This window comes from Xylophilus sp. GOD-11R, assembly GCF_033546935.1.
Lineage (GTDB): Bacteria > Pseudomonadota > Gammaproteobacteria > Burkholderiales > Burkholderiaceae_C > Xylophilus.
This window is the reverse complement of record NZ_CP137854.1, coordinates 832400-859398: the sequence shown is the minus strand read 5'-3', so window position 1 is coordinate 859398 and position 26999 is coordinate 832400. Positions and strand designations below refer to the sequence as shown.

Here is a 26999-nt window from a genome sequence, read left to right as displayed (position 1 = left end):
CCACGACGATGATCCGCATTTCAGAAATCAAGCTCGCGCTCGACCACGACGAGGCCGCGCTGCACAACGCCGCCGCTGCCGCGCTCGGCGTGCCTCCCCAGGCCATCGACCGGCTGCACATCCACAAGCGCAGTTTCGACGCGCGCAAGCAGGCGCTGCTGGCGGTCTACATCGTCGACGTCACGCTCGCCGACGCCGCCGCCGAACCGCGCCTGTTGCAGGCGAACGAGAAGAACCCCCACATCCAGCCGTCGCCCGACATGGCCTGGCATCCGCCCGCAGGCGCCCCCTTCGCGTCGCCGGTGCGCCCGGTGGTCATCGGTTTCGGACCCTGCGGCATCTTCGCGGCGCTGGTGCTGGCGCAACTCGGCCTGAAACCCATCGTGCTGGAGCGCGGCCGCAGCGTGCGCCAGCGCACGCAGGACACTTGGGGCCTGTGGCGGCGCAAGGAGTTGCAGCCCGAGTCCAACGTGCAGTTCGGCGAGGGTGGCGCCGGCACTTTTTCCGACGGCAAGCTCTACAGTCAGATCAAGGACCCGCGCCACCTCGGCCGCAAGGTCATGCAGGAGTTCGTCGCGGCCGGTGCGCCACCGGAGATCCTGGTCGACGCGCGCCCGCACATCGGCACCTTCAAGCTGGTGAAGGTGGTCGAAAACATCCGCGCGCAGATCGTCGCCCTGGGCGGCGAGATTCGTTTCGAGCAGAAAGTGATCGATCTCCAGATCGAGGACGACGGCCCGCAGGGCCGCCGCCTGCGCGGCCTGACCGTGCTCGACCAGGCCAGCGGCCAGCAACACGAACTGCGCGCCGACCACGTCGTTTTGGCGCTCGGCCACAGCGCGCGCGACACCTTCGAGATGCTCTGGAAGCGCGGCGTGCACATCGAGGCCAAGCCGTTCTCGATCGGCTTCCGGGTGGAGCATCCGCAAGGGCTGATCGACCGCGCCCGCTGGGGCCGCCACGCCGGCCATCCGAAGCTAGGCGCGGCCGATTACCGCCTGGTGCACCATGCCGCGAACGGCCGCGCGGTCTACAGCTTCTGCATGTGCCCCGGCGGCACCGTGGTGGCGGCCACCAGCGAGCCGGGCCGCGTGGTCACCAACGGCATGAGCCAGTATTCGCGCAACGAGCGCAATGCCAACGCAGGCATCGTGGTGGGCATCGATCCCTCGGACTTCCCGACCGACTACCGCCACATCGACATCCCGCCGGAGCTTCAAGGCCAACCGCATCCATTGGCCGGCATCGAGCTGCAACGCCGCCTCGAATCCAACGCCTTCGTGCTCGGCGGCAGCAACTACCACGCTCCCGGCCAGCTGGTCGGCGACTTCGTGGCCGGCACGCCCTCCAGCGCGTTCGGCGAGGTCGAGCCCAGCTACCAACCCGGCGTGCGCCTGGGCGATCTGCACGCCGCCCTGCCCGGCTACGCCATCGAGGCAATGCGCGAAGCCTTCCCGGCCTTCGGTCGCAAGATCCCCGGCTTCGACCGGCACGACGCTGTGCTGACCGGTGTCGAGACACGCACCTCGTCGCCGGTGAAGATCGCCCGCGGCGACGATTTCCAGAGCCTGAACCTGCGCGGACTGTTTCCGGCCGGCGAAGGCGCAAGCTATGCCGGCGGCATCCTGTCGGCGGGCGTGGACGGCATCAAGGTGGCCGAGGCATTGGCCATCGACATCGGCGCTCGCGTCTTCACCATCTGAATCAAGGAGCAACACCGCGATGGCCCAGGACGACAGCCACTTCTACGAACCCTCCGCCGGCCACGGCCTGCCGCACGATCCGTTCAACGCCATTGTCGGGCCGCGCCCGATCGGCTGGGTGTCCACGCATGACGGCAAGGGCCGGCGCAACCTGGCGCCCTACAGCTTCTTCAACGGCTTCAACTACACGCCGCCGATCATCGGCTTCTCCAGCAACGGCTGGAAGGACAGCGTGCAGAACATCGTCGAGACGCGCGAGTTCGTGTGGAACCTGGCGACCCGGCCGCTGGCCGAGCAGATGAACACGAGCTGCGCCGCCGTGCCGCCCGAGGTGGACGAATTCGAGCTGGCCGGCCTGACGCCGGTGCCGTCGCGCCTCGTAGGTGTCGCGCGCGTCCTGGAGAGCCCGGTTAACTTCGAATGCCGGCTGACACAGATCGTGCCGCTGCTCAACACCGCCGGCCAGGAAGTCGGCTCCTGGATGGTGTTCGGCGAGGTGGTCGGTGTCCACATCGAACGGCGGCTGCTCCAGGATGGCATCTACGACACCGCCGCCGGGCAACCCATTCTGCGCGGCGGCGGTCCGGCCGACTATTTCGAGATCACGTCGGCGCAGCGGTTCAAGATGTACCGGCCGAAGTAGCCGCCCGTCGCGTCAGCGCCCGCCATGCCCGCCAATGGCTTCGCGGGCGTCCTGGCCGTAACGGTCCTGTCGCTCGGCGAGATAGCCGGCCCACAGGTTGGCCAGTTCCGCTCCGAGGGCCGGAACATTCGGCGCGCCGGTCGGCCGCCAGGTCAGGCCCTGGTCGAGGCTGTAGCTGTGCCGGGGCGGCTCGCCGGCCGTCGCCACCATCACCGTGACACGGTCGGCCGCATTGTCCGGATTGCGCGCCCAGGACACTTCGTGGATGGTGCGGCGCCATCCGCGCGCGGGGTAGCGCACGTCGAAGGTCGGCCCCCGCGGCACGATGAAGTAACCCAAAGCCAGCGGCCGCTCGGTGAGGGTGCCCGGCGGAACGTGCCGCAACAAGGCGCGTAATTGGTCCTCGTCGCGCGCGCGGATCACCACGTGGCCGTCCACCAGGTCGCGCACGTCGTGGGCGATGGTCGGCGTTCTGCCACCCACCAGCACGCGCGGCGCCTGCCGCGCGAAAAACCGCCTGGCGTCCGCGACGCCGGTGGCGAGCGCCGTCGCGGCGTTTCGCTCGTGGGCCATGAGCGCGAGTTCGCGCGCCTCGGGCACCAGCTCGCCGAGCGGACGTTCGCGAGCGGCATCGAGCCCCACGTCGTCCGGGTCGGGCGGCAGCGGCATGGCGCGGATCAGCGCCACCGCCCGGTCCAGATTCCGGAATGCGACCGCGCGGATGTCATCGCGCAGGTTCGGCTCGCGTTCCAGCGCCACGTCGATCGCAAACTGAAGGTCATGGATGTGGCGATCCATGAGGTGGTACTGGAAGCGCAGCAGCCGACGCTCCGCCGGCCGGTCCGCGAAGTCCAGCGCGTGCAGCATGCGGTTCATCAAGTCTCTCGACGGCGGCTCGGTGGACGGCTCCTCCGTGCTCGCCGCAGCGACGAAGCGATCGAACAGATGGTCGACCGGTTCAGCGAGGAAGGCGCGGTCTTCCGGCGGGATGTTGTGGTCGAAGGCGGTATCGCGGCGGCCCCGCAGGGCCCCGGCCGGAGGGCTGATCTCGATGGTGGGAGTGCTCAGGCCGAGCAAAGCCTGGAGGTCCTGGCCGACATCGAAAAACACACCGCCATCGCGTTCGACGAACGGGAACCGGACTTCGCCCTGCGCAGGCGGAGGCCGGGTGTCGGCCGGGAGGATGGCTCGGGGGGGTTCGCCGCGGGACGGATTCGGCTGCCATGGCTGCATGGGTGCTCCTCGGTGGCATCGCGATGGTGCGATGCCCGGAGCATCCGCCAGGCCCAGGACCGGCCGCCATCTCGACCGCGAAGGCGTGCGGCCCGATCCCGATGGATCCTGGTCCTGACGAAACGGCTCAGCGGCCTGCGGCGGACTGCAGGGCGGCGATGCGCTCTTCGAGCGGCGGGTGGGTGGCAAACAGCTTGCCGATGCTGCCGGTGATGCCCATGGCCTCGACATTCTTGGGCAGCTCGCCGGGCGTCATGCCGCCCAGGCGCTGCAGCGCGGCGACCATCGGCTGACGGCGGCCCATGAGCTGGGCCGAGCCGGCATCGGCGCGGAATTCGCGGTGGCGCGAGAACCAGGCGACGATCATCGCGGCGGCGAAACCCAGCACGATGTCGAGCACGATGGTGGTGGCGTAGTAGCCGATGCCGGGGCCGGAGCGGTCGTCGTTCTTGCGCAGAGCGCTGTCGACAAAGTAGCCGATGACGCGCGACAGGAACACGACGAAGGTGTTCATCACGCCCTGGATCAGCGTCATGGTGACCATATCGCCGTTGGCGATGTGCGCGACCTCGTGGCCCAGCACCGCTTCGACCTCCTCGCGGGTCATGCCTTGCAGCAGGCCGGTGGACACCGCTACCAGGGCCGAGTTCTTGAAGGCACCGGTGGCGAAGGCATTGGGCTCGCCTTCGAACACGCCGACTTCGGGCATGCCGATGCCGGCCTTGGTGGCGAGGTTCTGCACCGTCTGCAGCAGCCAGGCTTCGTCGGGCGAACGCGGCTGGGTGATGACCTGCACGCCCGAGCTCCACTTGGCCATGGGCTTGCTGATCAGCAGCGAGATGAAGGCGCCGCCGAAACCCATGATGAGCGCGAAGCCCAGCAGTGCAGTGAGGTTCAGGCCGTTGGCGGTGAGATAGCGGTTGACGCCGAGCACGCTGGCGACGATGCCCAATACCACCACGATGGCGAGGTTGGTGAGGACGAAGAGAACGATACGTTTCATGGGGGCTCCGTAGGGAAATCGAAAAAACCCTGCGCGTGAGAGATGCGGCCAACGCGGCCGGCTTCAAGTCGCGCCAAGTCGCAGATTCGCTGGAGTCGTCTAGTTATGTGCTGCCTTGCGAGGGCTGGGGTGAGATCGATGATAGGGGCAAAAGTTCTGGCTTCCGGGCGGCGCGGAACACCCTTTCGTCCTCATAGAAGCGCGCGTCCTGGGACGGCGCCCAGCCGGGCACGCCAAGCACCGGCAGGGGCGAGAACGGCTTGCGAGCGAGCGAAGGCTCATCGAGCGTTTCGGCCAGCCAGGCATCCACCATGGGCGGCGTCGTCAGGCCGGGCGGTGCGCACAACACGTGGGCCGTGATGTCCTTGCGCGGTGCCACCATTTTTTCGACCAGCGCATGGCCGAACAGCCATAACCGGGCGTCGTGCCAGTCTTCTCGGTGACGGATGAACAGCGCCTTCCAGTCACGCGTGCGCAAGGCCTGCAGCAGCGTGTCGGGCGCACTCAATAATGCGCCGTTCTCGTCGAGGAGCGTGATCGCGTCGCGCAAGGGGCCGCGCCGGGCGCCGATGCCGTCGCGCGCGATGGCCTGCGCCTGCCAGTGGTTGAGCCGGCGCTTGGTCTGTGGATAGAGGCACCAGGCCAGGCCATTGAAGAGGTCGTGCAGGTTGTCGCGGCTCGGCACCTGGCCGCTGTCGTGCACAAACGTCTCGTAGGGCGTTTCGGGCGGCAATGCCTCGCTGGCGACGAAGCGAGGCAGGTGGTCGCGTCCGGCGCGTGTGGCCTGAAGCGCTTGGGCGACCGAATGTCCGGCCGACATGGCGCGCAACGCCGGTTCGCCGACCGCCTGCCACGGCGCGAACCAGGGCTCGCGCCAGTCGATGGACGACCATGCCGAGGTCGGGAGCAGGCTCAATCGCGGACGATTTTCCAGGCCAGGGTTTCGCCGGCGCACAGGGGCTTGAGCTGCGCCTCGCCCAGCGGGTAGCTTTCGGGCACCGTCCAGTTTTCGCGGCGCAGCGTGATGCGTTCGGTATTGGCTGGCAGGCCGTAGAACGCCGGGCCGGCGAGGCTGGCGAAGCCTTCGAGCCGGTCGAGCGCGCCGACGCGATCGAAAGCTTCGGCATAGAGCTCGATGGCCGCATGCGCCACGTAGCAGCCGGCGCAGCCGACCGCGTGCTCCTTGAGGTGCGCCGCGTGGGGTGCGCTGTCGGTGCCGAGGAAGAATCGGCCACTGCCGCTGGTCGCGGCCTCGACCAGCGCGAGACGGTGCACTTCGCGCTTGAGCACCGGCAGACAGTAGTAATGCGGCCGGATGCCGCCGATGAACAGCGCGTTGCGGTTGTAGAGCAGGTGATGCGGCGTGATGGTGGCCGCGGTGAACTTGCCGGCGTCGCGCACGTAATGGGCGCCTTCGCGTGTGGTGACGTGCTCCATCACGATCTTCAGTTCGGGGAAGTCGCGGCGCAGCGGAATCAGCTTCTGGTCGATGAACAGCGCTTCGCGGTCGAACAGGTCGGTATCGGGGTCGGTGATTTCGCCGTGCACCAGCAGCGGCATGCCGGCCTTCTGCATGGCCTCGAGCGTGGGATAGGCCTTGCGGATGTCGGTCACGCCGGCGTCACTGTTGGTGGTGGCGCCGGCCGGGTAGAGCTTGAGCGCCTTCACGCCGGCGGCGTGGGCGCGCACGATCTCTTCGGGCGGCAGGCGGTCGGTGAGATAGAGCGTCATCAGCGGCTCGAAGGCCGCACCGGCGGGCAGCGCCCGCATGATGCGATCACGGTACTCGACGGCCTGCTGCGCGGTGGTGACCGGCGGCCGCAGGTTGGGCATGACGATGGCCCGGGCGAACTGCGCGGCGGCGTGCGGCGCCGTGGTTCTCAGGGCCGCGCCGTCGCGCAGATGCAGGTGCCAGTCGTCGGGACGGACCAGGGTCAGGGAGGAAGGGGTGGCGGTGGGGGCGGTGGCAGCGTCGGTCATGGCTTGGAATTCTCGCATCCGCGCCAGACGCGTCGAACCCGGGCGCCCCAGGTAAGCCCCGATGCGCCGGCCGCGGTCACGCCATAGCATCGCTGGCCCCTCGAACGCCCTGCCTCGCCTTTCATGTCATTGCCTCCCGAGTCCGTGCCGCTGCCGGACGACGCCAGCCCCGCCTCCGACGAACCCACCCGCGTACCGCTGGCCATCGAGGACTGGGCCACCGTCATCGTCATGGCGCTGCTGGCGTTGATCACCTTCGCCAACGTGCTGGTGCGTTATTTCACCAACAGCTCCTTCGCCTGGACCGAGGAGTTCTCCGTCTTTTTGATGATTGTGCTGGCCCTCGTCGGCGGATCGGCGGCGGTGGCGCGCGACCGGCACATCCGCATCGAATATTTCGCCGAGGCCGGCTCGATGGCGCGGCGCCGCACGCTGGCGCGCTTCGGTGCGCTGATGGTGGCGGCGCTGTTTCTGCTGCTCACCGTGACCAGCGTTCGCATGGTGTGGGACGACTTCCGTTTCGGCGAGACCTCGCCGGGCATCGGCGTGCCGCAATGGTGGTATTCGATCTGGCTGCCGGTGGTAGCGCTGGGCATCGCCTTGCGTGCCCTGGGCTTGTTCGTGCGGCGCGGCCGTGCAGCAGCGGACACGGCGCCATGATCGCGACCCTGCTGTTCACCGCCTTCATTCTGATGATGCTGGCGGGCGTGCCGATCGGCGCGGCGCTCGGGCTCGCAGGCGCGGCAGCCATCGCCCTGGCCAATGCCGGCACTCAGTGGTTCGGCCTGCTGGCGGTGCCGCAGAACTTCTACGCCGGACTCGGCAAATATCCGCTGCTGGCGATTCCGATGTTCGTGCTGGTCGGCTCCATCTTCGACCGATCCGGCGTAGCCCTCCGACTGGTGAACTTCGCCATCGCCATCGTCGGGCGCGGCCCCGGCATGCTGCCGCTGGTGGCGATCGTGGTGGCGATGTTTCTCGGCGGCATCTCGGGGTCGGGGCCGGCCAACGCGGCGGCCGTGGGCGGCGTGATGATCGCGGCGATGTCGCGCGCCGGTTATCCCCGGGCGTTCTCGGCCAGCGTGGTCGGTGCCGCGGCGGCGACCGACATCCTCATCCCGCCCTCGATCGCCTTCGTCGTTTATTCGGTGCTGGTGCCGGGCGCCTCGGTGCCGGCGCTGTTCGCCGCCGGCATGGTTCCGGGCCTGCTGGCGGGCGTGGCGCTGATCGTGCCCGCCGTCTGGATGGCGCGCGCCCACCGCATGGGCGCGCTCGAATCGACCCTGCCGCGCCCGCCGTTCTGGAAGAGCCTGCGCGAGGCCGTCTGGGGCCTGGCCGCGCCGGTGCTGATCCTCGGCGGCATGCGCGCGGGCTGGTTCACGCCGACCGAGGCCGCCGTGGTGGCAGTGTTCTACGGGCTCTTCGTGGGCATGTTCATCCACCGGACCATCGCGGTGCGCGATCTCTTCGGCATCCTGCGCGAATCGGGCGAGCTGTCGGCGGTGATCCTGCTGGTGGTGTCGCTGGCGGGCATCTTCGCGTACTCGCTATCGACGCTCGGCGTGATCGACCCGATCACCGATGCCATCGTGCATTCGGGCCTGGGCGAATACGGCGTGCTGGCACTGCTCATCCTGATGTTGATCACCGTCGGCATGTTTCTCGACGGGGTGTCGATCTTTCTGATCTTCGTGCCGCTGCTCTGGCCCATCGTGCAGTACTACCACTGGGATCCCGTGTGGTTCGGCGTGATCCTCACCCTGAAGGTGGCGCTCGGCCAGTTCACGCCGCCGCTGGCCGTCAACCTGATGGTGTCGTGCCGCATCGCCAACGTGCGCATGGAAGAAACCGTGCGCTGGGTCGGCTGGATGCTGTTCGCGATGTTCCTGGTGATGGTGGCGGTGATCGCGTTTCCCCCGCTGGCGCTGTGGCTGCCGGCCCGCCTCGGCTACTAGATCCTGCCTTCGCCCGACGTTCGATCATTTCAAGAGGAGACAACCCATGACCTTCCGCCGTTCCATCCTGGCCCTCGCCGTGGCCGCCGCTTCCTTCGGCCCCACCCTGCCCGCCTCGGCGCAGGTGCCGGCCAACTACAAGCCCGAGTACCGGATGTCGCTGGTGCTGAGCCCCGCCTACCCCTGGGGCAAGGGTGGCGAGATCTGGGCCAATCTGGTGAAGGAGCGCACGCAGGGCCGCATCAACATCAAGCTGTACCCGGGCACCTCGCTCGTGCAGGGCGACCAGACACGTGAATTCACCGCGCTGCGCCAGGGCGTCATCGACCTGGCGGTGGGCTCCACCATCAACTGGTCGCCGCAGGTCAAGCAGTTGAACCTGTTCGCCCTGCCCTTCCTCATGCCGGACTTCGCCGCCGTCGACGCGCTGACACAGGGCGAGGTGGGCAAGGAGATCTTCGCGGCGGTCGACCGCGCCGGCGCTTTGCCGCTTGCCTGGGGCGAAAACGGATTCCGCGAGATCAGCAACAGCAAGCGTGCCATCCAGTCGCCGGAAGACCTGAAGGGCCTGAAGATCCGAGTGGTCGGCTCGCCGCTGTTCCTGGAGACCATGACCGCGCTCGGCGCCAACCCCACGCAGATGAGCTGGGCCGACGCGCAGCCCGCGCTGGCCAGCGGCGCCGTCGACGGCCAGGAGAACCCGATGGCCGTCTACATGGCCGCCAAGCTGCACACCGTGGGGCAGAAGTACCTGACGCTCTGGGGCTACGTGGCCGATCCGCTGATCTTCGTGGTCAACAAGGACGTGTGGGCCAGCTGGACGCCGGCCGACCAGGCCATCGTGCGCCAGGCCGCCGTCGATGCCGGCAAGGAAGAAATCGGCATCGCCCGCAAGGGACTGGTCGAGGCCGACAAGCCGCTCGTGAAGGAGCTGACCGGCCTGGGCGTGACGGTGACGCAGCTCACGCCGACGCAGCACGAAGCGTTTACCAAGGCGACTCGGCCGGTGTATGACAAGTGGAAGGCGACGGTGGGGGCGGATCTGGTGAGCAAGGCGGAGAAAGCGGTGGCGGCCCGGGCGCGGTGAATGCGCCACGAGTGCCAATCAGATCCAAATGCGATTCGCTTTAAAACGAATATCAAATCTCAAACCGGTTTTGATTTGAAATCACGTTAGCCACTGTCGACCGATAGACAATTTTCTCTGCACGGAGAAAATATGCCAAATAGGTCTACAACGCTGACCATCAAACTCTTAACTCCGGGAGGATCTCATTTGGTGGAAGCTCACCGTTCCCCGGTCACTCGATCCTTCTAGCGGGAATCACCAATTATCAGGCGGCTCGAATTGTTCGTTGTCTAGCTGCTGGAAATCTTCGCGACGTCACTTCGCACAGTGACGCCATCGACCGACTTTTAGCTGCCGAACAGGTATACCGCCTGTTATCGACTTTTAAAACCTTCTGGGCTTACTGGAGTGGGAAAGACCCGTTGACCCGAGACAAATATTTCAAAGTAATCTACGCCTACGGAGGAAGCGAAATCTGGCCAATAGTCAGTCCTACCTGGACAACTGTGACCTGGGGCCAACCCATCGGCGGGACGCTTGAAAAAGGTGACGGAAAGATTCACCGCCACACCGTTTGCGGGTAGAGCATGCGCACACACATTAAAGCCATTTTGATCGTGGGCATCAGCTCGCTGGCATTTACTGCATTCAAAACAATAGACGGCAACACCGAAAAAATCCAAAAGGTTGTTGTTAATGCAGGCGCTCCGGAGCGGGCGGCAACAGCAGCGCAAGTGGAAACTCCGCGCCCGCCGGATGTGGTTAGAAAAGAAACGACGGAGTTTCCGCCCGATCCTCAGGACAACACCATTGCGCGCTCATATGAATCCGCGCGGGATTGGCGAGTTCTGCTGGAAAATCTTCTGCAGACTAAAGCCCCTGGCGCCGCCATATACGCCACTCTGATGCTGCTCGGGAAGGGGCGGTCAGCGGCACTCGCCGCCGAACTCCAGCTTGTCGCACCTTCAAGCCGACGTCGACTGCGGCATCGCCACCGGCGCATCGTTGGCCTGCAGATACTGCCGCCAGCACTCGAGCAAGCCGGGCGCGGCACCGCCCATCAGCGCCTGGAGCGTTGCCATCTGCTCCTGCACTTTCTGTTTGGTGGCCTCGCCGGTCACCGTGAGGGCCAGCAGTACGTCGCTATCGCCCCGAGCCCCGGTGATCTGGCGCCAAAGCTCGGCCTGGCTGCCCAACATCAGCGCCTGGGTCTGGTTCCACCAGTCCGACGTGCCGCTGCTGACGCGCTGGGTGGTCTCGCCGGCCTGCTGGAAGTACTGAATGAGCGACGCCATCTGGGCCAAGCGATAGAAGTCCTGCAACATTTCCTGCTTGCGAATCTGCTGGATCTCCTGCAGTCGCTGGCTTTGGTTGAAGAGCTCCAGCATGCCGCTCTTGAATGTGCCGACCGGCGAGGGCAGGCTCTTCGACATCCACGCGCCGGGCGAGCCTGGGCCGCGCGAGATCTGGTCGATCATGCGCAGCCAGATGTCGAAGGAACTCCCGCTGGCGCCCGGCTGAATGGTTTCGGTACCGGTTTTCTTTTTGGTGGTGCTCATGGTGCGGATCTCGGCAGTGGGTATCAGGGATTGGCATTGACGCGGCGCAGCATGGCGTCGATGGCGCGCATCTGCGGCCCTGCCTTGGTGTAGTAGTCCGGGCGCACCGGATCCTTGCTGCTGTAGCCCCAGAAATCCCAGCAGCCTTGCGGGTTGCGAGGACCGGTAAGCGTCTGCGGGTAGATCACGACGATGCCGTTGCTGTCCGCCATTTCGTTGTATCCGGTGGTGCGGTAGAAGCGATCGCCCAGCGTCTTTTCGTTCTGGAGGCAGCCGTGAAAGACGATATGCGTCTTGCACTTTGCGTTCTTCGCGCTGCAGGAAGCCGGGATGTACACCTGCCCGGTGTCGGCGAGTCCGATATAGCGATCGGGGTCCTTGGCATCCTTCATGGCTGCCCGGATGAATTCGGTCTGGTCGAAGCTGACGAGCTTGCCGCCCAGGTTCTTTGACGGACTCTTCAATCCGTCGCCGTAGAGCCAGCGCAGGATGTCCTGCGATTGCACGAAGCCGCAGTTGTTGAGGTTGGGTGACTGATTGGCGTTGCAGCCGAGGTCGGCGGTGTTGGACGTCACCAGCGAATGTCCCGCGTCGGGATGGGTCACGTATTTCAGCTGCGAGTCCTTCAAGCCAGCTGCGGCATAAAAGCCCTTTACCTCCGCGACCACGCGTGAATTGACGATCTTGTCCTTCGCGCCGGTAAAGATATAGATGCGCTGGCGGTGGATGTGGTCGAGGCTGTCGATCGCCTTTTCTTCGGACAGGATCTGCGCCTGGCGCCAGGCTTCCGCGCCGGAGGGTGCGGGGCCGACCGGATTCAGGCATGAGCCGGTAGCGTTGGCGATGAAACGCTCTGCGCCACTGCCGCCGATGCCGCTGCAGAAAAACGGCCCCCCGGCCACGATGCCGGCACCCGCTATTTCGGCGGAATACGCGACGCTGAACTGGGCCGCCATGAAAGCGCCGGAGGACAGACCGGAAACGGTATTGCTGCCGGGGTCCGTACCTAGGCGCGGCAGGGGGTCGGCCGCGGCCAAGGCCAGGCGGGAGGTGCCGGCCAACACAAACAACCACAAACTTGTGGTGCAGATTTTTCGTTGAAATTTCGACAGATGCATGCGCGCTCGCTTCGGGGTGGATGAGGCGCACCAAGTTAATGCATACATGTGTGCAATCACTATCTCTCAGTTGATCCTTTCTTCCCCAAAAAAAAAGGCCGACGCTGGCGTCGGCCTCGACAGACTGGCGGCGCCGCCGATCAGTGCTGGAGGATTTTGTTCAGAAAATCCTTGGTCCGCGGCTGGCGCGCATCGATGTTGCCGAAGAACTCGTCCTTGGAGCAATCCTCCAAGATACGGCCGCCGACGTCGATGAAGATCACCCGGTTGGCCACCTTGCGGGCAAAGCCCATTTCGTGGGTCACGACCATCATGGTCATGCCTTCCTTGGCCAGGCCCACCATCACGTCGAGCACCTCGCCGACCATTTCGGGGTCGAGCGCGGAGGTGGGTTCGTCGAACAGCATCACGTTCGGGTCCATCGACAGCGCACGGGCGATCGCCACGCGCTGCTGCTGGCCGCCGGAGAGCTGGCCAGGGAACTTGTCCTTGTGCGCCATCAGGCCGACGCGGTCGAGCATCTTCAGCCCGCGGGTCTTGGCCTCGTCGGCGTTGCGGCCGAGCACCTTGATCTGCGCGATGGTGAGGTTCTCGGTCACCGACAGGTGGGGGAACAGCTCGAAATGCTGAAACACCATGCCGACCTTGCTGCGCAGCTTGGGCAGATTGGTCTTGGGGTCGCTCACCTTGATGCCGTTGACGGTGATCTCGCCCTTCTGGATCGGCTCCAGCGCGTTGACCGTCTTGATCAGCGTGGACTTGCCCGAACCCGACGGGCCGCAGACCACCACCACGTCGCCCTTGTTGATGTTCACCGAGCAGTCGTTGAGCACCTGCACCGGGCCGTACCACTTGGAGACGTTCTTGATTTCGATCATTTTCTCGGACATGTTCTAGCTCCTGTTCAATTACAGAATTTCGCGCCGCACCCGCATTTCCCAGGACTGCCGCGGGACCGGTTTCGCCGGACCGCTGGCATTGCCCCCTTGCAAGGGGGTAGGCGAAAGCGACACGAAGTGCACGAAGCCTGGGGGTGTGCCTATCGAATAATGGCGATCTTCTTGTGCAACTGCTTGACGCTGAACGACAGCGCGAAGCAGATGATGAAATAGATCAGCGCCGCCAGCAGATAAGCCTCGATCGGGCGGCCGTAGTTCTTGCCGGCGGTCTCGAAGCCCTTGAGCATGTCGTAGGCACCAATGGCATAGACCAGCGAGGTGTCCTGGAACAGCACGATGGTCTGCGTGAGCAGCACCGGCAGCATGTTGCGAAAGGCCTGCGGCAGCACGATCAGGCGCATGTTCTGACCATAGGTCATGCCCACCGCCATGCCGGCGTTCACCTGGCCACGCGAGATCGACTGAATGCCGGCGCGCATGATTTCGCTGAAGTAGGCCGCCTCGAAGGCGATGAAGGTGACGTAAGCCGACACCTCCGCGCCGATGGGCCGGCCGATCATGAAGGGCACCAGCAGGAAGAACCACAGGATCACCATGACCAGCGGAATGCTGCGCATGCCGTTGACGTAGAAGGTCGCCGGGGCGATGAGCACTTTCTTGCCCGACAGGCGCATCAGCGCCAGCAGGGTTCCGAAGAACACACCGCCGATGGTGGCGACGATGGTCAGCGTGATGCTGAAGCCGATGCCCTTCAGGATGAAGTTGCTGATGACGTCCCAGTTGTAGAACGAAAAGTCGAGATTCAACATCAGTGACCCCCTCCGCTGGCAGCGACCAGACCCGGGATGCGGGTGCGCTTTTCGATGACGGCCATGATGCGGTTGATGGCGAAAGCGGAGATGACGTAGAGCGCGGTGACGCCGAAGTAGATCTCGATCGGACGCGAGGTTTCCTCACCCACCTGGATCGCGAACCAGGTCAGTTCGGTCACCGAGACGGCGAAGGCCACCGACGAATTCTTGAAGATGTTCATCGCCTCGCTGGTGAGCGGCGGGATGATGATGCGAAAGGCCATCGGCAGCAGCACGTAGCGGTAGTACTGCGGGGTGGTGAAGCCCATCGCCATGCCGGCGTAACGTTGGCCGCGCGGCAGCGTCTGGATGCCGGAGCGCACTTGTTCGGCAATACGGGCCGACGTGAAGAAGCCCAAAGCCAGCACCACCAGCACGAAGCTCGAAAAGCTCTTCATCGCAGGGAAGATGGCGGGCACCACGTGGTACCACAGGAAGATCTGCACCAGCAGCGGCACATTGCGGAACGCCTCGACCCAGATGGTGCCGAGCCGCACGAGCATGGGCCGGTCCTGCAGCGTGCGCAGGATGCCGATGCCGGTGCCGACGACGAGCGCCAGGATCAGCGCCAGCAGCGACACCGAAACGGTCCAACCCCAGCACGAAAGCATCCATTGCCAATAGGTCGGGTCTGCCCCGCCCGGGTCCCGTAGAAAGACCTCCCAGTCCCAACTCGATCCCATCGAGCGCTCCTTATTCTTGGTTGACAAAGGCGGCGCGCCAGGCGCCGTTCAGATTAGCGGGCAAACAAAAAGCGCCCGCTTGTAGGGGGCGGGCGCTTGCACGATCAGGCGTTTGCCGCGCTTATTGCTGCGGGTATTCTTCCTTCGGCTTGTCGTTCAGGTTAGCCCAGGCAGCCTTGGTGGCCGGCGACAGCGGCAGGCCGACGGCGGTGTTGGTCGGCGGGATCGGCTTCAGGAACCACTTGTCGTAGAGCTTGGCGATCTCGCCGCTCTTGACCTGTGCAGCAATGCTGTCATCCACCGCCTTTTTGAAGGCCGGGTCGTCCTTGCGGATCATGATGCCGATCGGCTCCACGGAGAGCACGTCGTCCAGGATCTTGAAGTCCTTCGGCGCCTTGGACTTGCTGATGTTGCCGGCCAGGATCTGGCCATCCATCACGAAGGCGTCGGCGCGGCCGGATTCGAGCAGCAGGAAGCTGTCGGCGTGATCCTTGCCGGTGACTTCTTTGAAGTCCAGGTTCTTGCCGCGCTTGTTCTGGCGGATCAGCTGGACCGAGGTGGTGCCGGTGGTGGTGGCCACGGTCTTGCCATTGAGGTCGGCAATCGACTTGATCGGGGAGTTGGCCTTGACCGCGATGCGCACTTCTTCCACGTACAGCGTGTTGGCGAAGGCAACTTCCTTCTGGCGCGACGCGTCGTTGGTGGTAGAGCCGCATTCGAGGTCGACCGTGCCGTTCTTGACGAGCGGGATGCGGTTGGCGGAAGTGACCGGCTGGTACTTGATTTCCAGGGTGCTCAGGCCGAGCTGGCGGCGCAGGTCCTTGATGATGTTCGCGCAGACTTCGTAGTGAAAGCCGGTGTAGACGCCGTTGCCCAGGGTATAGGCCAGGGCACCGGAGGATTCACGCACGCCCTGGGTGATGGAACCCGAGGACTTGATCTTGGCCAGCGTGTCGTTGCTCTGGGCCATCGCGCCGGTCGAAACGGCCAGAATGGCTGCGAGCGTCAACAGATGCTTCTTCATGCGTACTCCTAAAACTGGAACAAAAAACGTGGGATACCGATTAAGCGACACGCCCACAACTGGTGCATCGGGGCGAACGAGCATCGTACCTTGATAGAAAGCAGTCTTCGTGCCTGACACATATTTACATTCGCAACATGTGTCCACGGTCTGCTGGCGGGGGAATGTAGGTCCAGTGAAGGCCCACAAGCCAATGCCGTTTGCCTCACAGTTTATGCAAAATCGTCATGACCTTGCGCCGGATTTTGCGAGGCGAGATAGCTCCACAAGGCGTCGGAGATACGTTTGGTTGCCGCTTTTCCAATCCGGCTCCCCGTTCGGGTGCGTGCACCGGTTTCGCGCGTCAAGGCGGGGCGTTCGCGATATGCGCGGATATCGAGTTTGACCGTCAGGTCTTCCCGATTGGGCGGTGCGGCGCTGACGAGCCGGCGACTGCGCAACTCGCGCTTGACCGCGCTTGCCGGCAGAAATGCCACGCCGTGGCCTTCGAGCGCCATCGCCTTCAGGCCTTCGGCCATATCGGTTTCGTAGACCCGATCCAGATGAATCGGCGTGGCGGCCTGCTTGACCAGGCCCTCCACCACCCGACCGAGGTACGCCCCTGGTGCATAGCCAAGATAGGGCAATGGTTGCACGCTGCGCCCGGGCAGCAGGTACATCGGCTGGCCTGACGCATCGGGTCGCACGAAGGGCGCGACCGTTTCTTCGCCCAGGCTCACCATTTCATAGCGGTCCGGATCGAGCCGGAACGGCTGGTCGGGGTGGTGATAGGCGATGAGCAGGTCGCAGCTGCCTTCGATGAGCCGCAGCACGGCGTCGTGCACGTTGAGTGCGATGAGCCGGCTCTTGATCGGCCCGAAGCCGGTCCGCAGCGAGGTGAGCCAGGTCGGAAAGAAGGTGAAGGCGAGCGTATGCGGCACCGCGAACTCGATCACGTCCTTGCCGGCCGCCGTATGGCCACGCAGCATGGCTCGGGTGGCCTGCAACGCCTGCAGCACTTCGAGCGACTGCGCATGCAGGGTCTCGCCGGCCGGCGTCAGCCGCGTCGGGTACGAGCTGCGGTCGACCAAGTCGGTGCCGGCCCATGCTTCCAGGGCCTGGATGCGCCGGGAAAACGCCGGCTGGGTGACATGCCGCAGTTGCGCCGACCGGCTGAAACTGTGGGTCTCGGCCAGGCTGACGAAATCTTCGAGCCACTTGGTTTCCATCGGCGGATTATGGAAGCGCCCGGCTCAGATCGGTGAGACGACGCCCTTGCCGGAAAAATGACCGTCGGCGTTCGCCAGAAAACGGTCGAGGGTGTTCTGCACCGCCTGCGGCGAGCGGCCACCGACGTGCGGGCTGAGGACCACGTTGTCGAGATCCACCAGCGGCAGCGGCGGCGCCGGCTCGCTTTCGTGGACGTCGAGCCCGGCGCCGGCGATGACGCCGTTGCGCAGCGCGGCGGCCAGTGCATCGGTATCCACGACACTGCCGCGCGAGATGTTGACGAGGTAACCGTTTGCACCGACGGCCGCGAGGATATCGGCATCGACCGCATGCTTCGTCGCAGCGCCGCCCGGCGCGGCGACGACGAGCACCTCGCACCATTGCGCCAGCTCGGCGAGGGTGGCGAAGTACCGATGCGGTGAATCCGCGCGCTGCGTGCGGCTGTAATAGCCGACTTCCATGTCGAAGCCGATCGCCCGTTGCGCGATCTTGGCGCCGATGGCGCCCAGTCCCATGATGCCCATGCGCTTGCGGGCGACCTGGGGAAGCATCGGCATGTGGTCACGGTCGGCGCCGCCACGCGCGGCCCGGTCGTTGGCGGGAATCTGGCGCACCACGGCTAGCAGCAGCGCGAAGGCCTGGTCGGCTACCACGTCGGCGTTGGTGCCGGCGCCATTGGCCAGGGCGATGCCGCGGGCACGGGCGTAGGTGGTGTCGACCTGTTCGTAGCCGACGCCCAGCGTGCAGGCCAGCGTGAGCCGGGGCATCGCGTCGATCTCGGCAGCCGTCAGCCCCACGGTGCCGATAGTCAGCACGGCCTGCACGTCAGCGCCGTGGGCGGCGATCTGCTCGGCGCGTGCTTGCGGCGTCGGTGCGTAGATCACTTGGTAGTGTTGCTCGATCTGGGAGCGTTGTGCGTCCGCCAGGACATTCAGGATCAGGACGACAGGTTTCATGGCGCGAAGGGTCGGATGGATCGGTCGGTGGGATGGAGGATGTCGGCGGCCTCGCCGCTCTGCTGCTGCAGCATCCACATGCGGGCGTAGACACCGCCGGACGCCAACAGTTGCGCATGGGTGCCGCGCTCGACGATGCGGCCGGCATCCATCACCAATATCTGGTGCGCATCGGCGATGGTGGAGAGCCGGTGGGCGATGACCAAGGCGGTCTTGCCGGCGGCAGCCGTATGGAGTTCGGACTGGATGGCGCGTTCGTTGGCCGAGTCGAGCGCCGAGGTGGCCTCGTCGAAGATCAGCACCGGCGGGTTCTTGAGCAGCGTACGGGCGATGGCGACCCGCTGCTTCTCCCCGCCGGAGAGCTTGAGGCCGCGCTCGCCCACCGGCGTTTCGTAGCCCTGCGGCAGCGCCCGGATGAAATCGTGGATGCGGGCCGCGCGCGCGGCCTCCTCGATCTCCGCCTGGCTCGCCTCGGGCCGGCCGTAACCAATGTTGTAGCCGATGGTGTCGTTGAACAGCACGGTGTCCTGCGGCACGATGCCGATCGCCTGGCGCACGCTGGTCTGCGTCACCTCCCGGATGTCCTGCCCGGCGATGCGGATGCGGCCGGTGCCGACGTCGTAGAAGCGATAGAGCAAGCGTGCCAGCGTGGACTTGCCCGAACCCGACGGCCCGACCACCGCCACGGTGCGCCCGGGCGGAATCTCGAAACTCACGCCGTGCAGGATGGGCCGCGATGGGTGGTAGGCGAAGTCGACGTCTTCGAATCGCACCGAGGCACCCTCGGCCGGCACCGCGAGCGGGCGCGCGCCTGGCGCGTCGGCAACTTCGCGCTGGGTCTCCAACAGGCCGAACATGCGGTCGAGGTCGGTGAGGCTCTGCTTGACCTCTCGGTAGATCACGCCGAGGAAGCCGAGCGGCAGATACAGCTGAATCATGAAGGCATTGACCATGACCAGGTCGCCCAGCGTCATGCGGCCGGCCGCCACACCCGCGGTGGCGCGCCACAGCATCGCGACCAACGCCACGGCGATGATGAACTGCTGCCCGCCGTTGAGCAGCGACAGGGTGCGCTGGCTCTTCACCGCCGCCTGCCGGTAACGGTCGAGGTTCTCGTCGTAGCGGCGCGCTTCGAAGTCTTCGTTGCCGAAGTACTTCACCGTCTCGTAGTTGAGCAGCGAATCGATCGCGCGGCTGTGCGCCGACGAATCGAGCTCGTTCATGCGGCGCCGGAAGTGGGTGCGGTATTCGGTGAGGCTGACCGTGAAGCCGATGTAGACCACCAGCGCCGCACCGGTGATCACGGCGAACCAGGCGTCGAACTTGATCGCCAGCAGACCGAGCACCAGCGCCACCTCGATCAGCGTCGGCACGATGCTGTAGAGCGAATACGAGACCAGCGACTGCACGCCGCGGGTGCCGCGTTCGATGTCGCGGGTCATCCCACCGGTCTGCCGCTCCAGGTGGAAGCGCAGCGACAGGGCGTGCAGGTGCCGAAAGACCTCCAGCGAAATGCTGCGTGAGGCGCCCTCGGTGGCCTTGGAGAAGATCAGTTCGCGCAGTTCGGTGAACAGCGAGGTCGAGAGCCGCAGCAGCCCGTAGCCGAGCAGCAGCGCCACCGGCACGACGATCACCGACTCCGCGCCAAAGCGCCCGTCGGCGCTGTGCGGCGTCATGCGGTCGACCAGGTTCTTGAGCAACAGCGGCACGCCGACATTGGCCAGCTTGGCGCCCACCATGAAGGCGAGCGCGATCACCACGCGCCACTTGTAACGCCAAAGATAGGGCAGCAGGCGCTGCAAGGTGGCGAGATCCGACCGGCGCGCGCGTTCGCCGGCGGGTGGGGTTGCATGCGCCGATGCGGGGGATTGCGACGGCCTCGATGCCGCCTCGCCGTAACTTCTCATCGTGTGGCCGGACAATGGCGTCCGTCTGACTTTCCGTTATTTCGTTGTTTTGGTTTTCAGCAGGAGATTGTGCCCATGACCGACTCGCGCATGCCCCACGGCACCGCATTGCCCACTGACAAGGAACTGGTGCTCAAGCTCACCCCGCGCCCGTCGGACTGCAATCTCAACGGCGACATCTTCGGCGGCTGGGTGATGGCGCAGGTCGACATTGCCGGCTCCATCATTCCCGCGCGCTATACCCGCGGCCGGATGGCGACCGTGGCCGTGAAGGAGTTCGTCTTCAAGCAACCGGTGTGGGTCGGCGACATCCTGTCCTTCTTCGGCAAGGTGGTGCGCGTGGGCACGACCTCGGTCACGGTCGAGATCGAGGTCTTCGCCGAGCGCTATGTCGACCAGGGCCGTTATGTGAAGGTGACCGAGGCCACCCTGACCTATGTCGCGATCGACGACACCGGACGCCCGCGCCCGCTGCCCAGCCTGGACGGCCAACTGCCGTCGGCCGACTGACAGGACCGGTTTACAGGCCGGTGAAATCGGGCCGGCGCTTTTCGGCGAAGGCCGCGAAGGCCTCGCGCGCGGCCGGCGCCTGCACCAGTCGCGCAAAGGCCTCGCCCTCCTCCACCAGGCGTTGCGGCAGGGCCTGGGCAAATTCCAGCTTCATGAGGCGCTTGGTTTCCACCATTGCCGACAGCGGCTTCTGCGCCAGCTTGCGGGCCTGCATCGCGGCCACGGTCGAGGCTTCGCTCGGCGGCACGACGCGGTTGACGAGGCCGACCTCGAGTGCCGCTTCCGCCATGAAGGGCTCGCCGAGCAAGAGCGCCTCGGCTGCGCGGTGGTGGCCGAACATGCGCGTGGCCAGCAGGCTGGAGCCGGCCTCGGGGCAGAGGCCCAGGTTGACGAAGGGCATCGAGAAGGCCGCGTTGTCGCCGGCGTAGACCAGATCGCAATGCAACAGCATGGTCGCGCCGATGCCCACTGCCGGCCCGCAGACCGCCGCGATCAAGGGCTTGGGAAATGCAGCGAGGCAGCGCATGAAGCGAAACACCGGCGCTTCCTGGTCGAGAGGCGGCGACTCGATGAACTCGCCGATGTCGTTGCCGGCCGAGAACACGGTTTCGCTGCCTTGCACCACCAGCACCCGGATGGCGGGATCGGACGCAGCGCCCTCGAGCAGGTCGGCGAGCACGGTGTACATCGCGGCATTGATCGAGTTCTTGCGGTCGGGCCGGTGCAGGGTCAGCGTGAGGACGCCGGATTCGGTGTGGCTGAGGATGTCGCTCATGGTCGTTCGGGCGTGGTCTGGCGGGTCGGGCCGCCGAGTCTATGCGTTGGCGCAAAGGGCTCGTCGAGGCTCAGTCGCGGTAATAGACGAGCTGGTGCGTGGTCGTCATCACCGTGCCGTCGGCGCTCCACAACTGGGCGCGCTGGTCGAAGAAGCCGTGGCGGAATTCCTGTCCGCGCGCTTCACCAAGCAGAGGCCCGCTGCCGGCCGCATCCAGGGCAGGCTGGTCCGCATGGAAATAAACGGTGATCGACACGGTGCCCGCCGGCGTGCGATGCGCACGGCGTCGCCATACGCGCGGATAGAAAAGATCGCTCATCGCGGTGAGCGATAGAAAATCCAGCGGCCTCGGCGGCTGATCGCGTATCCACAGGCGGGTAACGCTGTCCGGCGCCTCGCCGCCGTCCCAGGCTTCGGGCAGGTCGCCGTCGAGCATTCGGAGGTCGTAATGGCGTGTCCAGTCGAACCCCGCTGCCAGCGTTCGGGTGCGAACCCGGTCGAACGGCTGCACCGGCGGCAACGGCAGTTCGCTGCCCGACCAAGTGTCGCGACGCAAGGCGGTGACCGCGGTGCCCGAGGCCACCGTGACGGTCGCGCCCTGCGCATCCGTCTGCGTCATCGACAGGAACCAGTGCTGCGAGGACCGGTTGGTCCGCAGGGGTCGCGCTTCAAGGAGAAATGGAGCGTCGGCCAGCGGCGCCGCGTAATTGACGGTGAGGGCCGCCGGCTCGCCGATGCGTTCGGGATGCAGGAGCACGCCATGCAGCAGGGTCGCCGCGGTGGTGCCGCCGAACGGACCGACCATGTTCCAGTAGAGCTTGCCCGGCTGGCCGCGCCAGTGGTGCGGACCGGAAGATTGCAGTGCGGTGGTCTGGTCGAGCGGATGAAGGGATTCGGTGGGTGGATCGCAAGGCATCGGGCGATTACACACAGAAAGCGCGCGCCAGGCGGCGCGCGTGACTCAAAGCATGGCGCCGAGACTGGCTTCCAGATTTTCCGACGGCATCCGACGGAAGCCCGAGCGCGCGAAGCGCTGCAGGCGCCCCACCGCGAACGCGCACAGCACCGATGCACGGATGGCGGCATCGCTGTCGTCCGTGGCTTCGTCACCGCCCTGCAGCGCCTGGCGCAAGGCAGCTTCGAACTTGTCGAAGAAGAGGTTCATGCGTTGCTGGAGTCGTTCGTTCTCGAACACCAGCGCGTCGCCGACCATCACCCGCGTCATGCCGGGGTTCTTTTCGGCGAACTGGAGCAGCATCGTGACGAGCTGCGCAGCCTGCGGCTGCGAACCGTCACCACGATCGGCGATCTGGCCGACCAGGGTGAAAGCCGATTGCTCGATGAATTCGATCAGCCCCTCCAGCATCTGCGCCTTGCTGGCGAAATGTCGGTAGAGGGCGGCCTCGCTGACGTCAAGACGTGCGGCCAGGGCCGCCGTCGTGACGCGTTCGGCGCCTGGCTTCTCGAGCATCTCGGCCAGCGCACGCAAAATCTGAACCCGCCGTTCACCCGGCTTGGGTCGTTTGCGCGTACTGGACGCCGGTGCATCCGCGGATTGCGGCTCCTCAGTCGAATTCAATGCTGCCTCGGACATAGCTGTAACCGTGCGTAATCTTTGTCCATTCTCGCACAGTGGCTGCGTTGGCAGGAACAGAAAATGGGTCTTATTGCATCAATGTGATCGAATCATTGTTCCGAACGCTTGATCGGTGAGGATTTCTAACAAAAGTGCATGGGGTACGCGGCCGTCGATGATGTGTACCGAGTTCACCCCGCTACGCGCAGCGTCGAGTGCGCCCTCGATCTTGGGCAGCATGCCCCCGGAGATCGTGCCGTCGGCAAAGAGCTCGTCGATTTCGCGAGCGCTCAGGTCGGTCAGCAAGGTGCCCGACTTGTCGAGCACGCCGGGCGTGTTGGTCAGCAACAACAATTTTTCCGCTTGCAGCACCGTCGCGAGCTTGCCGGCCACCACGTCGGCATTGATGTTGTAGCTCTCGTTCTCTTCGCCGAAGCCCAGCGGGCTGATGACGGGGATGAACTGGTCGTCCTGCAGGGCTTTGACGACTGAAGGGTCGATCTGCACGATGTCGCCGACCTGGCCGACGTCGTGGAACTTGTTGGGGTCGTCACGATCGGGCAGGCGCAGCTTCTTGGCGCGAATCAGGCCGCCGTCGCGGCCGGTCAGGCCCACGGCCTTGCCGCCCGCCTGGTTGATCAGCCCGACGATGTCCTGCTGCACCTCGCCGGCCAGAACCCATTCGACGACTTCCATCGTCTCCGAGTCAGTCACCCGCATGCCCTGGATGAATTCGCCTTTCTTGCCCAGTCGCTTGAGCGCGGTCTCGATCTGCGGACCGCCGCCATGCACCACCACCGGGTTGATGCCCACCAGCTTGAGCAGCACCACGTCTTCAGCGAAGTCGGCCTGCAGCGCCGGATCGGTCATGGCATTGCCGCCATATTTGATCACCATGGTCTTGCCATGGAAGCGGCGAATGTAGGGCAGCGCCTGGGCCAGGATTTCGGCCTTGTCGCGGGGGGCGAGGGATTCGAGGTTGTCCATGAAATCTTGAGGATGGAAATGGTGCGAATAGCCGAAGTCTAGAACCGCAGCCAGCCAGGGACCTTGAAGCGCACGATCATCAGGTAGGCGGCGACATAGGCGAGGACGAACAGCAAACTGAAGATCGCCAGCGCGACCGTGTTGCGCCAGAGCAGCACCGCCGGAACGATCGAGCTCGCGGAAAACATCCAGAGGTAGGGCGCGGTCTTGTTGTTGCGCATGAGCAATTGGCGGTCCTCGTCATCGAGAAACACCGGCCTGACCAGGCGTCGAAAGATCAACTGGTGGAAATGCAACCTGTCGGCCGCGCCCGGCGATTGACCACGCGCCATCTTCCGGTAGATGGAAAACATGGTCTCGCATACCGGATAGACCAGCAGCAGCACCGGAAACCATGGAGATACCGCGCCATGTCGCTGCACCAGCGTCACGCAGGCCACCGCGATCACCATGCCCCAGACATATGCCCCACCATCGCCTGCGAAGATCTTGCCGCGCGGGTAGTTGAAAACCAGAAACCCGGCGGTCGCGCCTGCGAGGCACAGCACGCTCGCGGCGAGCTGGCGGTCACCAAGTTGCAATGCCACGTGGGAGATGGCCAGGCAGGTCAACATCGACACGGTACCGGCCAAGCCGTTATAGCCGTCGATCAAGTTGAACGCATGGGGTAGACCTCCGATGGCGAACGCGGCGAAGATCGCCGCGAGCCAGGCCGATGAAGCCAGCCTTGCGTCGATCGCGGGGATCCCTACGCGATCGATGCCGAGACCAAGTAGCCAGCAGAACATCGCCGCCGAGCACAGCGTGATCACCAGCCTCAGGCGTGCCGGAACACGCTGCGTGATGTCCTCCAGAATGCCCCCGACCACCGCCGGCAGCAGGCAAACCACGGCAAGGGCTGCAGCACCGGCACTCCACCCCACATGAAAAGGATCACCGGGCTGGAGGCCGGCCATGAGCCAGCCCGCGATAGTCCCCACCAGAATGCCGGCGCCGCCCAGGCGCGGTACATCGCCTGCATGAAAGCGCTGAGGCATGTCGGCCCCATAAAGCCGGGCGTGTTGCTTGGCTCGACGCAGCAACACGAACACGGCAACGCTGGCGACGAGAAAGCTAAAAACAATAAGTGTGATCATCTGGGGGCGGACTTTAGAATCCGCCGGCCAAATTAGACCATGACAATATTGCCTATCCCGCGCGCGCCCGTGACGGTCTCCATCGTGAGCCATGGCCAGATCGAGTTGATAAAGCCTTTGCTGGAACAACTGGCGCGACTCTGCAGCGCAGAAGTAGAGCGGGTCGTGCTGACCATCAACCGGACGGAGATCATCGGAGAACTTCCCGCCGCGTCGTATGCGCTGCACCTGATACACAACAATCATCCGAAGGGCTTCGGCGCCAACCACAACGCGGCCTTCGCGGCGCATGGCGGCAGCCCGTGGTTTCTCGTGCTCAATCCCGATATCCGGCTGTCGTCCAACGTACTTGCGCCATTGCTCGCCCACGCGCGGCCGGACGCAGGCCTGCTCGCACCGCGCGTTTTTGAACCCGGCAAGACTACGCCCGAGGCGCATCGCGGTTTGTTGACGCCGCTGGAAATCCTGAATCGCCGCAAACCGGGCTACCCTACCCCGACCAATCCAGCCTGGCTCCCTGGATTGTTCATGCTGTTTCGCAGCACGGCGTATCGCGAGGTCGGCGGCTTCGATGACCGCTATTTCATGTACGGCGAAGACTTCGACATCAGTGCACGTCTGCGCCTCGCCGGCAAGCGCATCCAGATCTGCGAGCAACTGCAGGTTGAGCACGACGCCCGCCGTGCAAGCCACGCCGACCATAGCCATCTGCGCTGGCACATGACCAGCCTGGTGCGTCTCTGGACCTCAAGCGCGTTCTGGCGCTACCGGGCGCTGCTGCGCGCCGGTGGATAGCGCCGACCTTAGCGGCCAGTGGTCTGGCCAGGATCCGGTGAGGTCGCCGTTACGCGCTCGGGCCAATTGAGCCGCTCGCGCTCGACCACCAGAGGACGCTTCATCACGTGCGTCAGGATGGCGCCCACGTACTCTCCCAGCAGACCGATAAAGAAAAGCTGAACCGAAGCAAAGAAGAACATGCCGATCAACATGGGTGCTGCACCCGCGGAAAAGTTGTTCCAGAAAATAAGTTTGACCAGCAGGTAGAAGATCGACAGCAGCAGACTCAGTCCCGACAACAGGAATCCGCAAATGGTCGCCACGCGCAAAGGCACCCGCGAATGCGAGGTGATGCCGAGCATTGCAATGTCGTAGAGCGTGTAGAAATTGTTCTTGGAAATTCCGCGCTTGCGTCGTGGCTGGTTGTAGGGAACTTGAACCGCATCGAACCCGACTTCGGACACGAGACCGCGCAGATAGGGATAGGGGTCGTCTATTCGCCGGAGTTCGTCCAGAACCTGGCGGTCGTAAAGACCGAATCCGGTGAAATTCTGGATCAATCGAACATCTGCGATTTTCGTGACGGTCCGGTAATAGAGACGTCGAATGGCGAACATGGCGCCGGATTCGTCCGCAGTCGGTTTGACGCCCACAACGAGCTTTGCGCCCTCGCGCCAACGGGCGATGAATTCTTTGATCAGTTCCGGCGGATCCTGAAGGTCGGCTACCAACAAAATCGCCGCGTCACCGGGTGCCTGCATGAGCCCGTGGTAAGGCGAACGGATATGACCGAAGTTGCGGGCGTTGAAGATCACTTTCACGGCAGGATCGGCGGCCGCCAGCTTGCGAAGCAATTCCGGGGTGCGGTCCAGCGAGCAGTTGTCGATGAACAGATGCTCATAGCGGATATCGGGAATCTGCGCCATGACATCGCGCGCCTGACGGTAGAGCTCTTCGACGTTCGCCTCTTCGTTGTAGCAGGGCGTGACGATGGTGATGTGTTTCATACGGAATGTGAAAAGACGAACCGGCGCTGGAGCATGAAAGAAAGCAAGGCGAGCGGCAGCACGCACAGTCCATTCGCCAAAAAGACCGACAGGCCGAAATAGGTCAGCAGCGCGACGGCTGCCACATTGGTCAGGTAGATAAACGCGTACGCAAGCAAAAACCGAAGAAGTCGCGACCTGTCGGCGCCTCCAAAAACCAGTCGGCCCGTGCTTTGAAAGTTGAACGCGACGCCCAGGAGCGTCGCCAGCGCAATGGCCAATGGATAAGCCATACCCATCCAGGTGAATCCAGCGAACAAGCCGTAGCCAACCGCTGTGTTGAGCACGCCGACCATGAGAAATCGGAGCATCTGGCTTTTCGTTCTCGATACGGCGGGAAGACCGTGCACGGCAATACCCTCAACAGCTGAATTTTGCGGCACGGAATCCATGGATGCGC

27 protein-coding genes are annotated in these 26999 nt (G+C 64.7%); 7 read left to right on the top strand and 20 right to left on the bottom strand.

Annotated features, from left to right (window positions below):
• The first annotated feature begins 8 nt into the window (after positions 1 to 8).
• Positions 9 to 1703 carry an NAD(P)/FAD-dependent oxidoreductase gene (locus tag R9X41_RS04050; protein ID WP_318633609.1) on the top strand — a complete coding sequence of 565 codons (1695 nt, stop codon included), beginning with the start codon at positions 9 to 11 and terminating at the stop codon, positions 1701 to 1703.
• A gap of 19 nt (positions 1704 to 1722) precedes the next feature.
• Positions 1723 to 2346, top strand: coding sequence for a flavin reductase family protein (locus R9X41_RS04045; protein ID WP_318633608.1), 624 nt, complete (start codon positions 1723 to 1725; stop codon positions 2344 to 2346).
• Between the two features lie 12 nt (positions 2347 to 2358).
• On the opposite strand, the gene R9X41_RS04040 is transcribed toward R9X41_RS04045, so the two are convergent.
• The 4 genes from R9X41_RS04040 to pyrC form a co-directional block, all read right to left on the bottom strand.
• Positions 2359 to 3579 (bottom strand): hypothetical protein, encoded by a 1221-nt coding sequence (locus tag R9X41_RS04040; RefSeq protein ID WP_318633607.1) that lies wholly within the window; start codon positions 3577 to 3579, stop codon positions 2359 to 2361.
• A gap of 127 nt (positions 3580 to 3706) precedes the next feature.
• On the bottom strand, positions 3707 to 4582 hold the full coding sequence (htpX, locus tag R9X41_RS04035; protein WP_318633606.1) for a protease HtpX: 876 nt from the start codon (positions 4580 to 4582) through the stop codon (positions 3707 to 3709).
• A 103-nt stretch (positions 4583 to 4685) separates the two neighbouring features.
• On the bottom strand, positions 4686 to 5498 hold the full coding sequence (locus R9X41_RS04030; protein ID WP_318633605.1) for a DUF3025 domain-containing protein: 813 nt from the start codon (positions 5496 to 5498) through the stop codon (positions 4686 to 4688).
• On the bottom strand, positions 5495 to 6562 hold the full coding sequence (pyrC, locus tag R9X41_RS04025) for a dihydroorotase (protein WP_318633604.1): 1068 nt from the start codon (positions 6560 to 6562) through the stop codon (positions 5495 to 5497). The genes R9X41_RS04030 and pyrC overlap by 4 nt, the downstream gene beginning before the upstream one ends.
• 123 nt (positions 6563 to 6685) lie before the next feature.
• On the opposite strand from pyrC, the gene R9X41_RS04020 reads away from it, so the two are divergent.
• From R9X41_RS04020 to R9X41_RS04010, 3 genes are read left to right on the top strand one after another with little or no spacing between them, the layout of a single operon-like run.
• On the top strand, positions 6686 to 7222 hold the full coding sequence (locus R9X41_RS04020; RefSeq protein WP_318633603.1) for a TRAP transporter small permease: 537 nt from the start codon (positions 6686 to 6688) through the stop codon (positions 7220 to 7222).
• Positions 7219 to 8517, top strand: coding sequence for a TRAP transporter large permease (locus R9X41_RS04015; RefSeq protein WP_318633602.1), 1299 nt, complete (start codon positions 7219 to 7221; stop codon positions 8515 to 8517). The genes R9X41_RS04020 and R9X41_RS04015 overlap by 4 nt, the downstream gene beginning before the upstream one ends.
• 46 nt (positions 8518 to 8563) lie before the next feature.
• The gene (locus R9X41_RS04010) at positions 8564 to 9604 is read left to right on the top strand and encodes a DctP family TRAP transporter solute-binding subunit (protein WP_318633601.1); all 1041 of its coding nucleotides are present in this window, start codon (positions 8564 to 8566) and stop codon (positions 9602 to 9604) included.
• A gap of 947 nt (positions 9605 to 10551) precedes the next feature.
• Here the strand turns inward: R9X41_RS04010 and R9X41_RS04005 are convergent.
• From R9X41_RS04005 to R9X41_RS03965, 9 genes are all read right to left on the bottom strand, one after another.
• Positions 10552 to 11145: a hypothetical protein gene (locus tag R9X41_RS04005; protein ID WP_318633600.1), complete on the bottom strand. Its 594-nt coding sequence runs from the start codon at positions 11143 to 11145 to the stop codon at positions 10552 to 10554.
• A 23-nt stretch (positions 11146 to 11168) separates the two neighbouring features.
• Positions 11169 to 12263, bottom strand: a complete 1095-nt coding sequence (locus R9X41_RS04000) for an extracellular catalytic domain type 2 short-chain-length polyhydroxyalkanoate depolymerase (protein ID WP_318633599.1) — start codon at positions 12261 to 12263, stop codon at positions 11169 to 11171.
• A gap of 140 nt (positions 12264 to 12403) precedes the next feature.
• The gene (locus tag R9X41_RS03995) at positions 12404 to 13141 is read right to left on the bottom strand and encodes an amino acid ABC transporter ATP-binding protein (protein WP_318635144.1); all 738 of its coding nucleotides are present in this window, start codon (positions 13139 to 13141) and stop codon (positions 12404 to 12406) included.
• Between the two features lie 161 nt (positions 13142 to 13302).
• Positions 13303 to 13971, bottom strand: coding sequence for an amino acid ABC transporter permease (locus R9X41_RS03990; RefSeq protein ID WP_318633598.1), 669 nt, complete (start codon positions 13969 to 13971; stop codon positions 13303 to 13305).
• Entirely contained in the window at positions 13971 to 14696 is a 726-nt protein-coding gene (locus R9X41_RS03985; RefSeq protein ID WP_318633597.1) for an amino acid ABC transporter permease, read from the bottom strand. Before R9X41_RS03985 ends, R9X41_RS03990 begins: the two co-directional genes overlap by 1 nt.
• A gap of 121 nt (positions 14697 to 14817) precedes the next feature.
• A complete protein-coding gene (locus R9X41_RS03980) occupies positions 14818 to 15720 on the bottom strand; it encodes an amino acid ABC transporter substrate-binding protein (RefSeq protein WP_318633596.1) in 903 nt (300 codons plus the stop codon).
• A gap of 212 nt (positions 15721 to 15932) precedes the next feature.
• Positions 15933 to 16928, bottom strand: coding sequence for a LysR substrate-binding domain-containing protein (locus R9X41_RS03975; protein ID WP_318633595.1), 996 nt, complete (start codon positions 16926 to 16928; stop codon positions 15933 to 15935).
• Positions 16929 to 16952: 24 nt separating this feature from the next.
• Positions 16953 to 17885 carry a 2-hydroxyacid dehydrogenase gene (locus R9X41_RS03970; protein WP_318633594.1) on the bottom strand — a complete coding sequence of 311 codons (933 nt, stop codon included), beginning with the start codon at positions 17883 to 17885 and terminating at the stop codon, positions 16953 to 16955.
• On the bottom strand, positions 17882 to 19792 hold the full coding sequence (locus R9X41_RS03965) for an ABCB family ABC transporter ATP-binding protein/permease (RefSeq protein ID WP_318633593.1): 1911 nt from the start codon (positions 19790 to 19792) through the stop codon (positions 17882 to 17884). The genes R9X41_RS03970 and R9X41_RS03965 overlap by 4 nt, the downstream gene beginning before the upstream one ends.
• Before the next feature lie 75 nt (positions 19793 to 19867).
• Between R9X41_RS03965 and R9X41_RS03960 the strand changes: the two genes are divergently transcribed.
• On the top strand, positions 19868 to 20302 hold the full coding sequence (locus tag R9X41_RS03960) for an acyl-CoA thioesterase (protein ID WP_318633592.1): 435 nt from the start codon (positions 19868 to 19870) through the stop codon (positions 20300 to 20302).
• 10 nt (positions 20303 to 20312) lie between these two features.
• On the opposite strand, the gene R9X41_RS03955 is transcribed toward R9X41_RS03960, so the two are convergent.
• From R9X41_RS03955 to R9X41_RS03935, 5 genes are all read right to left on the bottom strand, one after another.
• Complete coding sequence (locus R9X41_RS03955; protein ID WP_318633591.1) at positions 20313 to 21077, bottom strand: enoyl-CoA hydratase; 765 nt, start codon at positions 21075 to 21077, stop codon at positions 20313 to 20315.
• A 70-nt stretch (positions 21078 to 21147) separates the two neighbouring features.
• Positions 21148 to 21993: an acyl-CoA thioesterase gene (locus R9X41_RS03950; RefSeq protein WP_318633590.1), complete on the bottom strand. Its 846-nt coding sequence runs from the start codon at positions 21991 to 21993 to the stop codon at positions 21148 to 21150.
• Between the two features lie 45 nt (positions 21994 to 22038).
• Positions 22039 to 22671 (bottom strand): nucleoid occlusion factor SlmA, encoded by a 633-nt coding sequence (slmA, locus tag R9X41_RS03945; protein WP_318633589.1) that lies wholly within the window; start codon positions 22669 to 22671, stop codon positions 22039 to 22041.
• A 78-nt stretch (positions 22672 to 22749) separates the two neighbouring features.
• Positions 22750 to 23640, bottom strand: a complete 891-nt coding sequence (argB, locus tag R9X41_RS03940) for an acetylglutamate kinase (protein WP_318633588.1) — start codon at positions 23638 to 23640, stop codon at positions 22750 to 22752.
• A 38-nt stretch (positions 23641 to 23678) separates the two neighbouring features.
• Positions 23679 to 24776 carry an MraY family glycosyltransferase gene (locus R9X41_RS03935; protein ID WP_318633587.1) on the bottom strand — a complete coding sequence of 366 codons (1098 nt, stop codon included), beginning with the start codon at positions 24774 to 24776 and terminating at the stop codon, positions 23679 to 23681.
• A gap of 69 nt (positions 24777 to 24845) precedes the next feature.
• Between R9X41_RS03935 and R9X41_RS03930 the strand changes: the two genes are divergently transcribed.
• A complete protein-coding gene (locus R9X41_RS03930; RefSeq protein ID WP_318633586.1) occupies positions 24846 to 25571 on the top strand; it encodes a glycosyltransferase family 2 protein in 726 nt (241 codons plus the stop codon).
• Positions 25572 to 25579: 8 nt separating this feature from the next.
• Here R9X41_RS03930 and R9X41_RS03925 read toward each other — a convergent pair whose 3' ends face one another.
• Positions 25580 to 26560, bottom strand: a complete 981-nt coding sequence (locus tag R9X41_RS03925; protein ID WP_318633585.1) for a glycosyltransferase family 2 protein — start codon at positions 26558 to 26560, stop codon at positions 25580 to 25582.
• Positions 26557 to 26991 carry a GtrA family protein gene (locus R9X41_RS03920; protein WP_318633584.1) on the bottom strand — a complete coding sequence of 145 codons (435 nt, stop codon included), beginning with the start codon at positions 26989 to 26991 and terminating at the stop codon, positions 26557 to 26559. Before R9X41_RS03920 ends, R9X41_RS03925 begins: the two co-directional genes overlap by 4 nt.
• Positions 26992 to 26999: the final 8 nt, after the last annotated feature.

Excerpts from the sequence above, each read along its gene's own strand:
- pyrC (WP_318633604.1), bottom strand. The coding sequence starts at position 6,562 with ATGACCGACGCTGCCACCGCCCCCACCGCCACCCCTTCCTCCCTGACC.
- R9X41_RS03935 (WP_318633587.1), bottom strand. The coding sequence starts at position 24,776 with ATGATCACACTTATTGTTTTTAGCTTTCTCGTCGCCAGCGTTGCCGTG.
- R9X41_RS04015 (WP_318633602.1), top strand. The coding sequence starts at position 7,219 with ATGATCGCGACCCTGCTGTTCACCGCCTTCATTCTGATGATGCTGGCG.
- R9X41_RS03925 (WP_318633585.1), bottom strand. The coding sequence starts at position 26,560 with ATGAAACACATCACCATCGTCACGCCCTGCTACAACGAAGAGGCGAAC.
- R9X41_RS04010 (WP_318633601.1), top strand. The coding sequence starts at position 8,564 with ATGACCTTCCGCCGTTCCATCCTGGCCCTCGCCGTGGCCGCCGCTTCC.
- R9X41_RS03990 (WP_318633598.1), bottom strand. The coding sequence starts at position 13,971 with ATGTTGAATCTCGACTTTTCGTTCTACAACTGGGACGTCATCAGCAAC.
- argB (WP_318633588.1), bottom strand. The coding sequence starts at position 23,640 with ATGGACAACCTCGAATCCCTCGCCCCCCGCGACAAGGCCGAAATCCTG.
- R9X41_RS03960 (WP_318633592.1), top strand. The coding sequence starts at position 19,868 with ATGACCGACTCGCGCATGCCCCACGGCACCGCATTGCCCACTGACAAG.
- R9X41_RS04050 (WP_318633609.1), top strand. The coding sequence starts at position 9 with ATGATCCGCATTTCAGAAATCAAGCTCGCGCTCGACCACGACGAGGCC.
- R9X41_RS03995 (WP_318635144.1), bottom strand. The coding sequence starts at position 13,141 with ATGATCGAAATCAAGAACGTCTCCAAGTGGTACGGCCCGGTGCAGGTG.
- R9X41_RS03970 (WP_318633594.1), bottom strand. The coding sequence starts at position 17,885 with ATGAAACCTGTCGTCCTGATCCTGAATGTCCTGGCGGACGCACAACGC.
- R9X41_RS03950 (WP_318633590.1), bottom strand. The coding sequence starts at position 21,993 with ATGCCTTGCGATCCACCCACCGAATCCCTTCATCCGCTCGACCAGACC.
- R9X41_RS04020 (WP_318633603.1), top strand. The coding sequence starts at position 6,686 with ATGTCATTGCCTCCCGAGTCCGTGCCGCTGCCGGACGACGCCAGCCCC.
- R9X41_RS03980 (WP_318633596.1), bottom strand. The coding sequence starts at position 15,720 with ATGAAGAAGCATCTGTTGACGCTCGCAGCCATTCTGGCCGTTTCGACC.
- htpX (WP_318633606.1), bottom strand. The coding sequence starts at position 4,582 with ATGAAACGTATCGTTCTCTTCGTCCTCACCAACCTCGCCATCGTGGTG.
- R9X41_RS03985 (WP_318633597.1), bottom strand. The coding sequence starts at position 14,696 with ATGGGATCGAGTTGGGACTGGGAGGTCTTTCTACGGGACCCGGGCGGG.
- R9X41_RS03955 (WP_318633591.1), bottom strand. The coding sequence starts at position 21,077 with ATGAGCGACATCCTCAGCCACACCGAATCCGGCGTCCTCACGCTGACC.
- R9X41_RS04005 (WP_318633600.1), bottom strand. The coding sequence starts at position 11,145 with ATGAGCACCACCAAAAAGAAAACCGGTACCGAAACCATTCAGCCGGGC.
- R9X41_RS04040 (WP_318633607.1), bottom strand. The coding sequence starts at position 3,579 with ATGCAGCCATGGCAGCCGAATCCGTCCCGCGGCGAACCCCCCCGAGCC.
- slmA (WP_318633589.1), bottom strand. The coding sequence starts at position 22,671 with ATGTCCGAGGCAGCATTGAATTCGACTGAGGAGCCGCAATCCGCGGAT.
- R9X41_RS04045 (WP_318633608.1), top strand. The coding sequence starts at position 1,723 with ATGGCCCAGGACGACAGCCACTTCTACGAACCCTCCGCCGGCCACGGC.
- R9X41_RS03965 (WP_318633593.1), bottom strand. The coding sequence starts at position 19,792 with ATGAGAAGTTACGGCGAGGCGGCATCGAGGCCGTCGCAATCCCCCGCA.
- R9X41_RS04000 (WP_318633599.1), bottom strand. The coding sequence starts at position 12,263 with ATGCATCTGTCGAAATTTCAACGAAAAATCTGCACCACAAGTTTGTGG.
- R9X41_RS03975 (WP_318633595.1), bottom strand. The coding sequence starts at position 16,928 with ATGGAAACCAAGTGGCTCGAAGATTTCGTCAGCCTGGCCGAGACCCAC.
- R9X41_RS03920 (WP_318633584.1), bottom strand. The coding sequence starts at position 26,991 with ATGGATTCCGTGCCGCAAAATTCAGCTGTTGAGGGTATTGCCGTGCAC.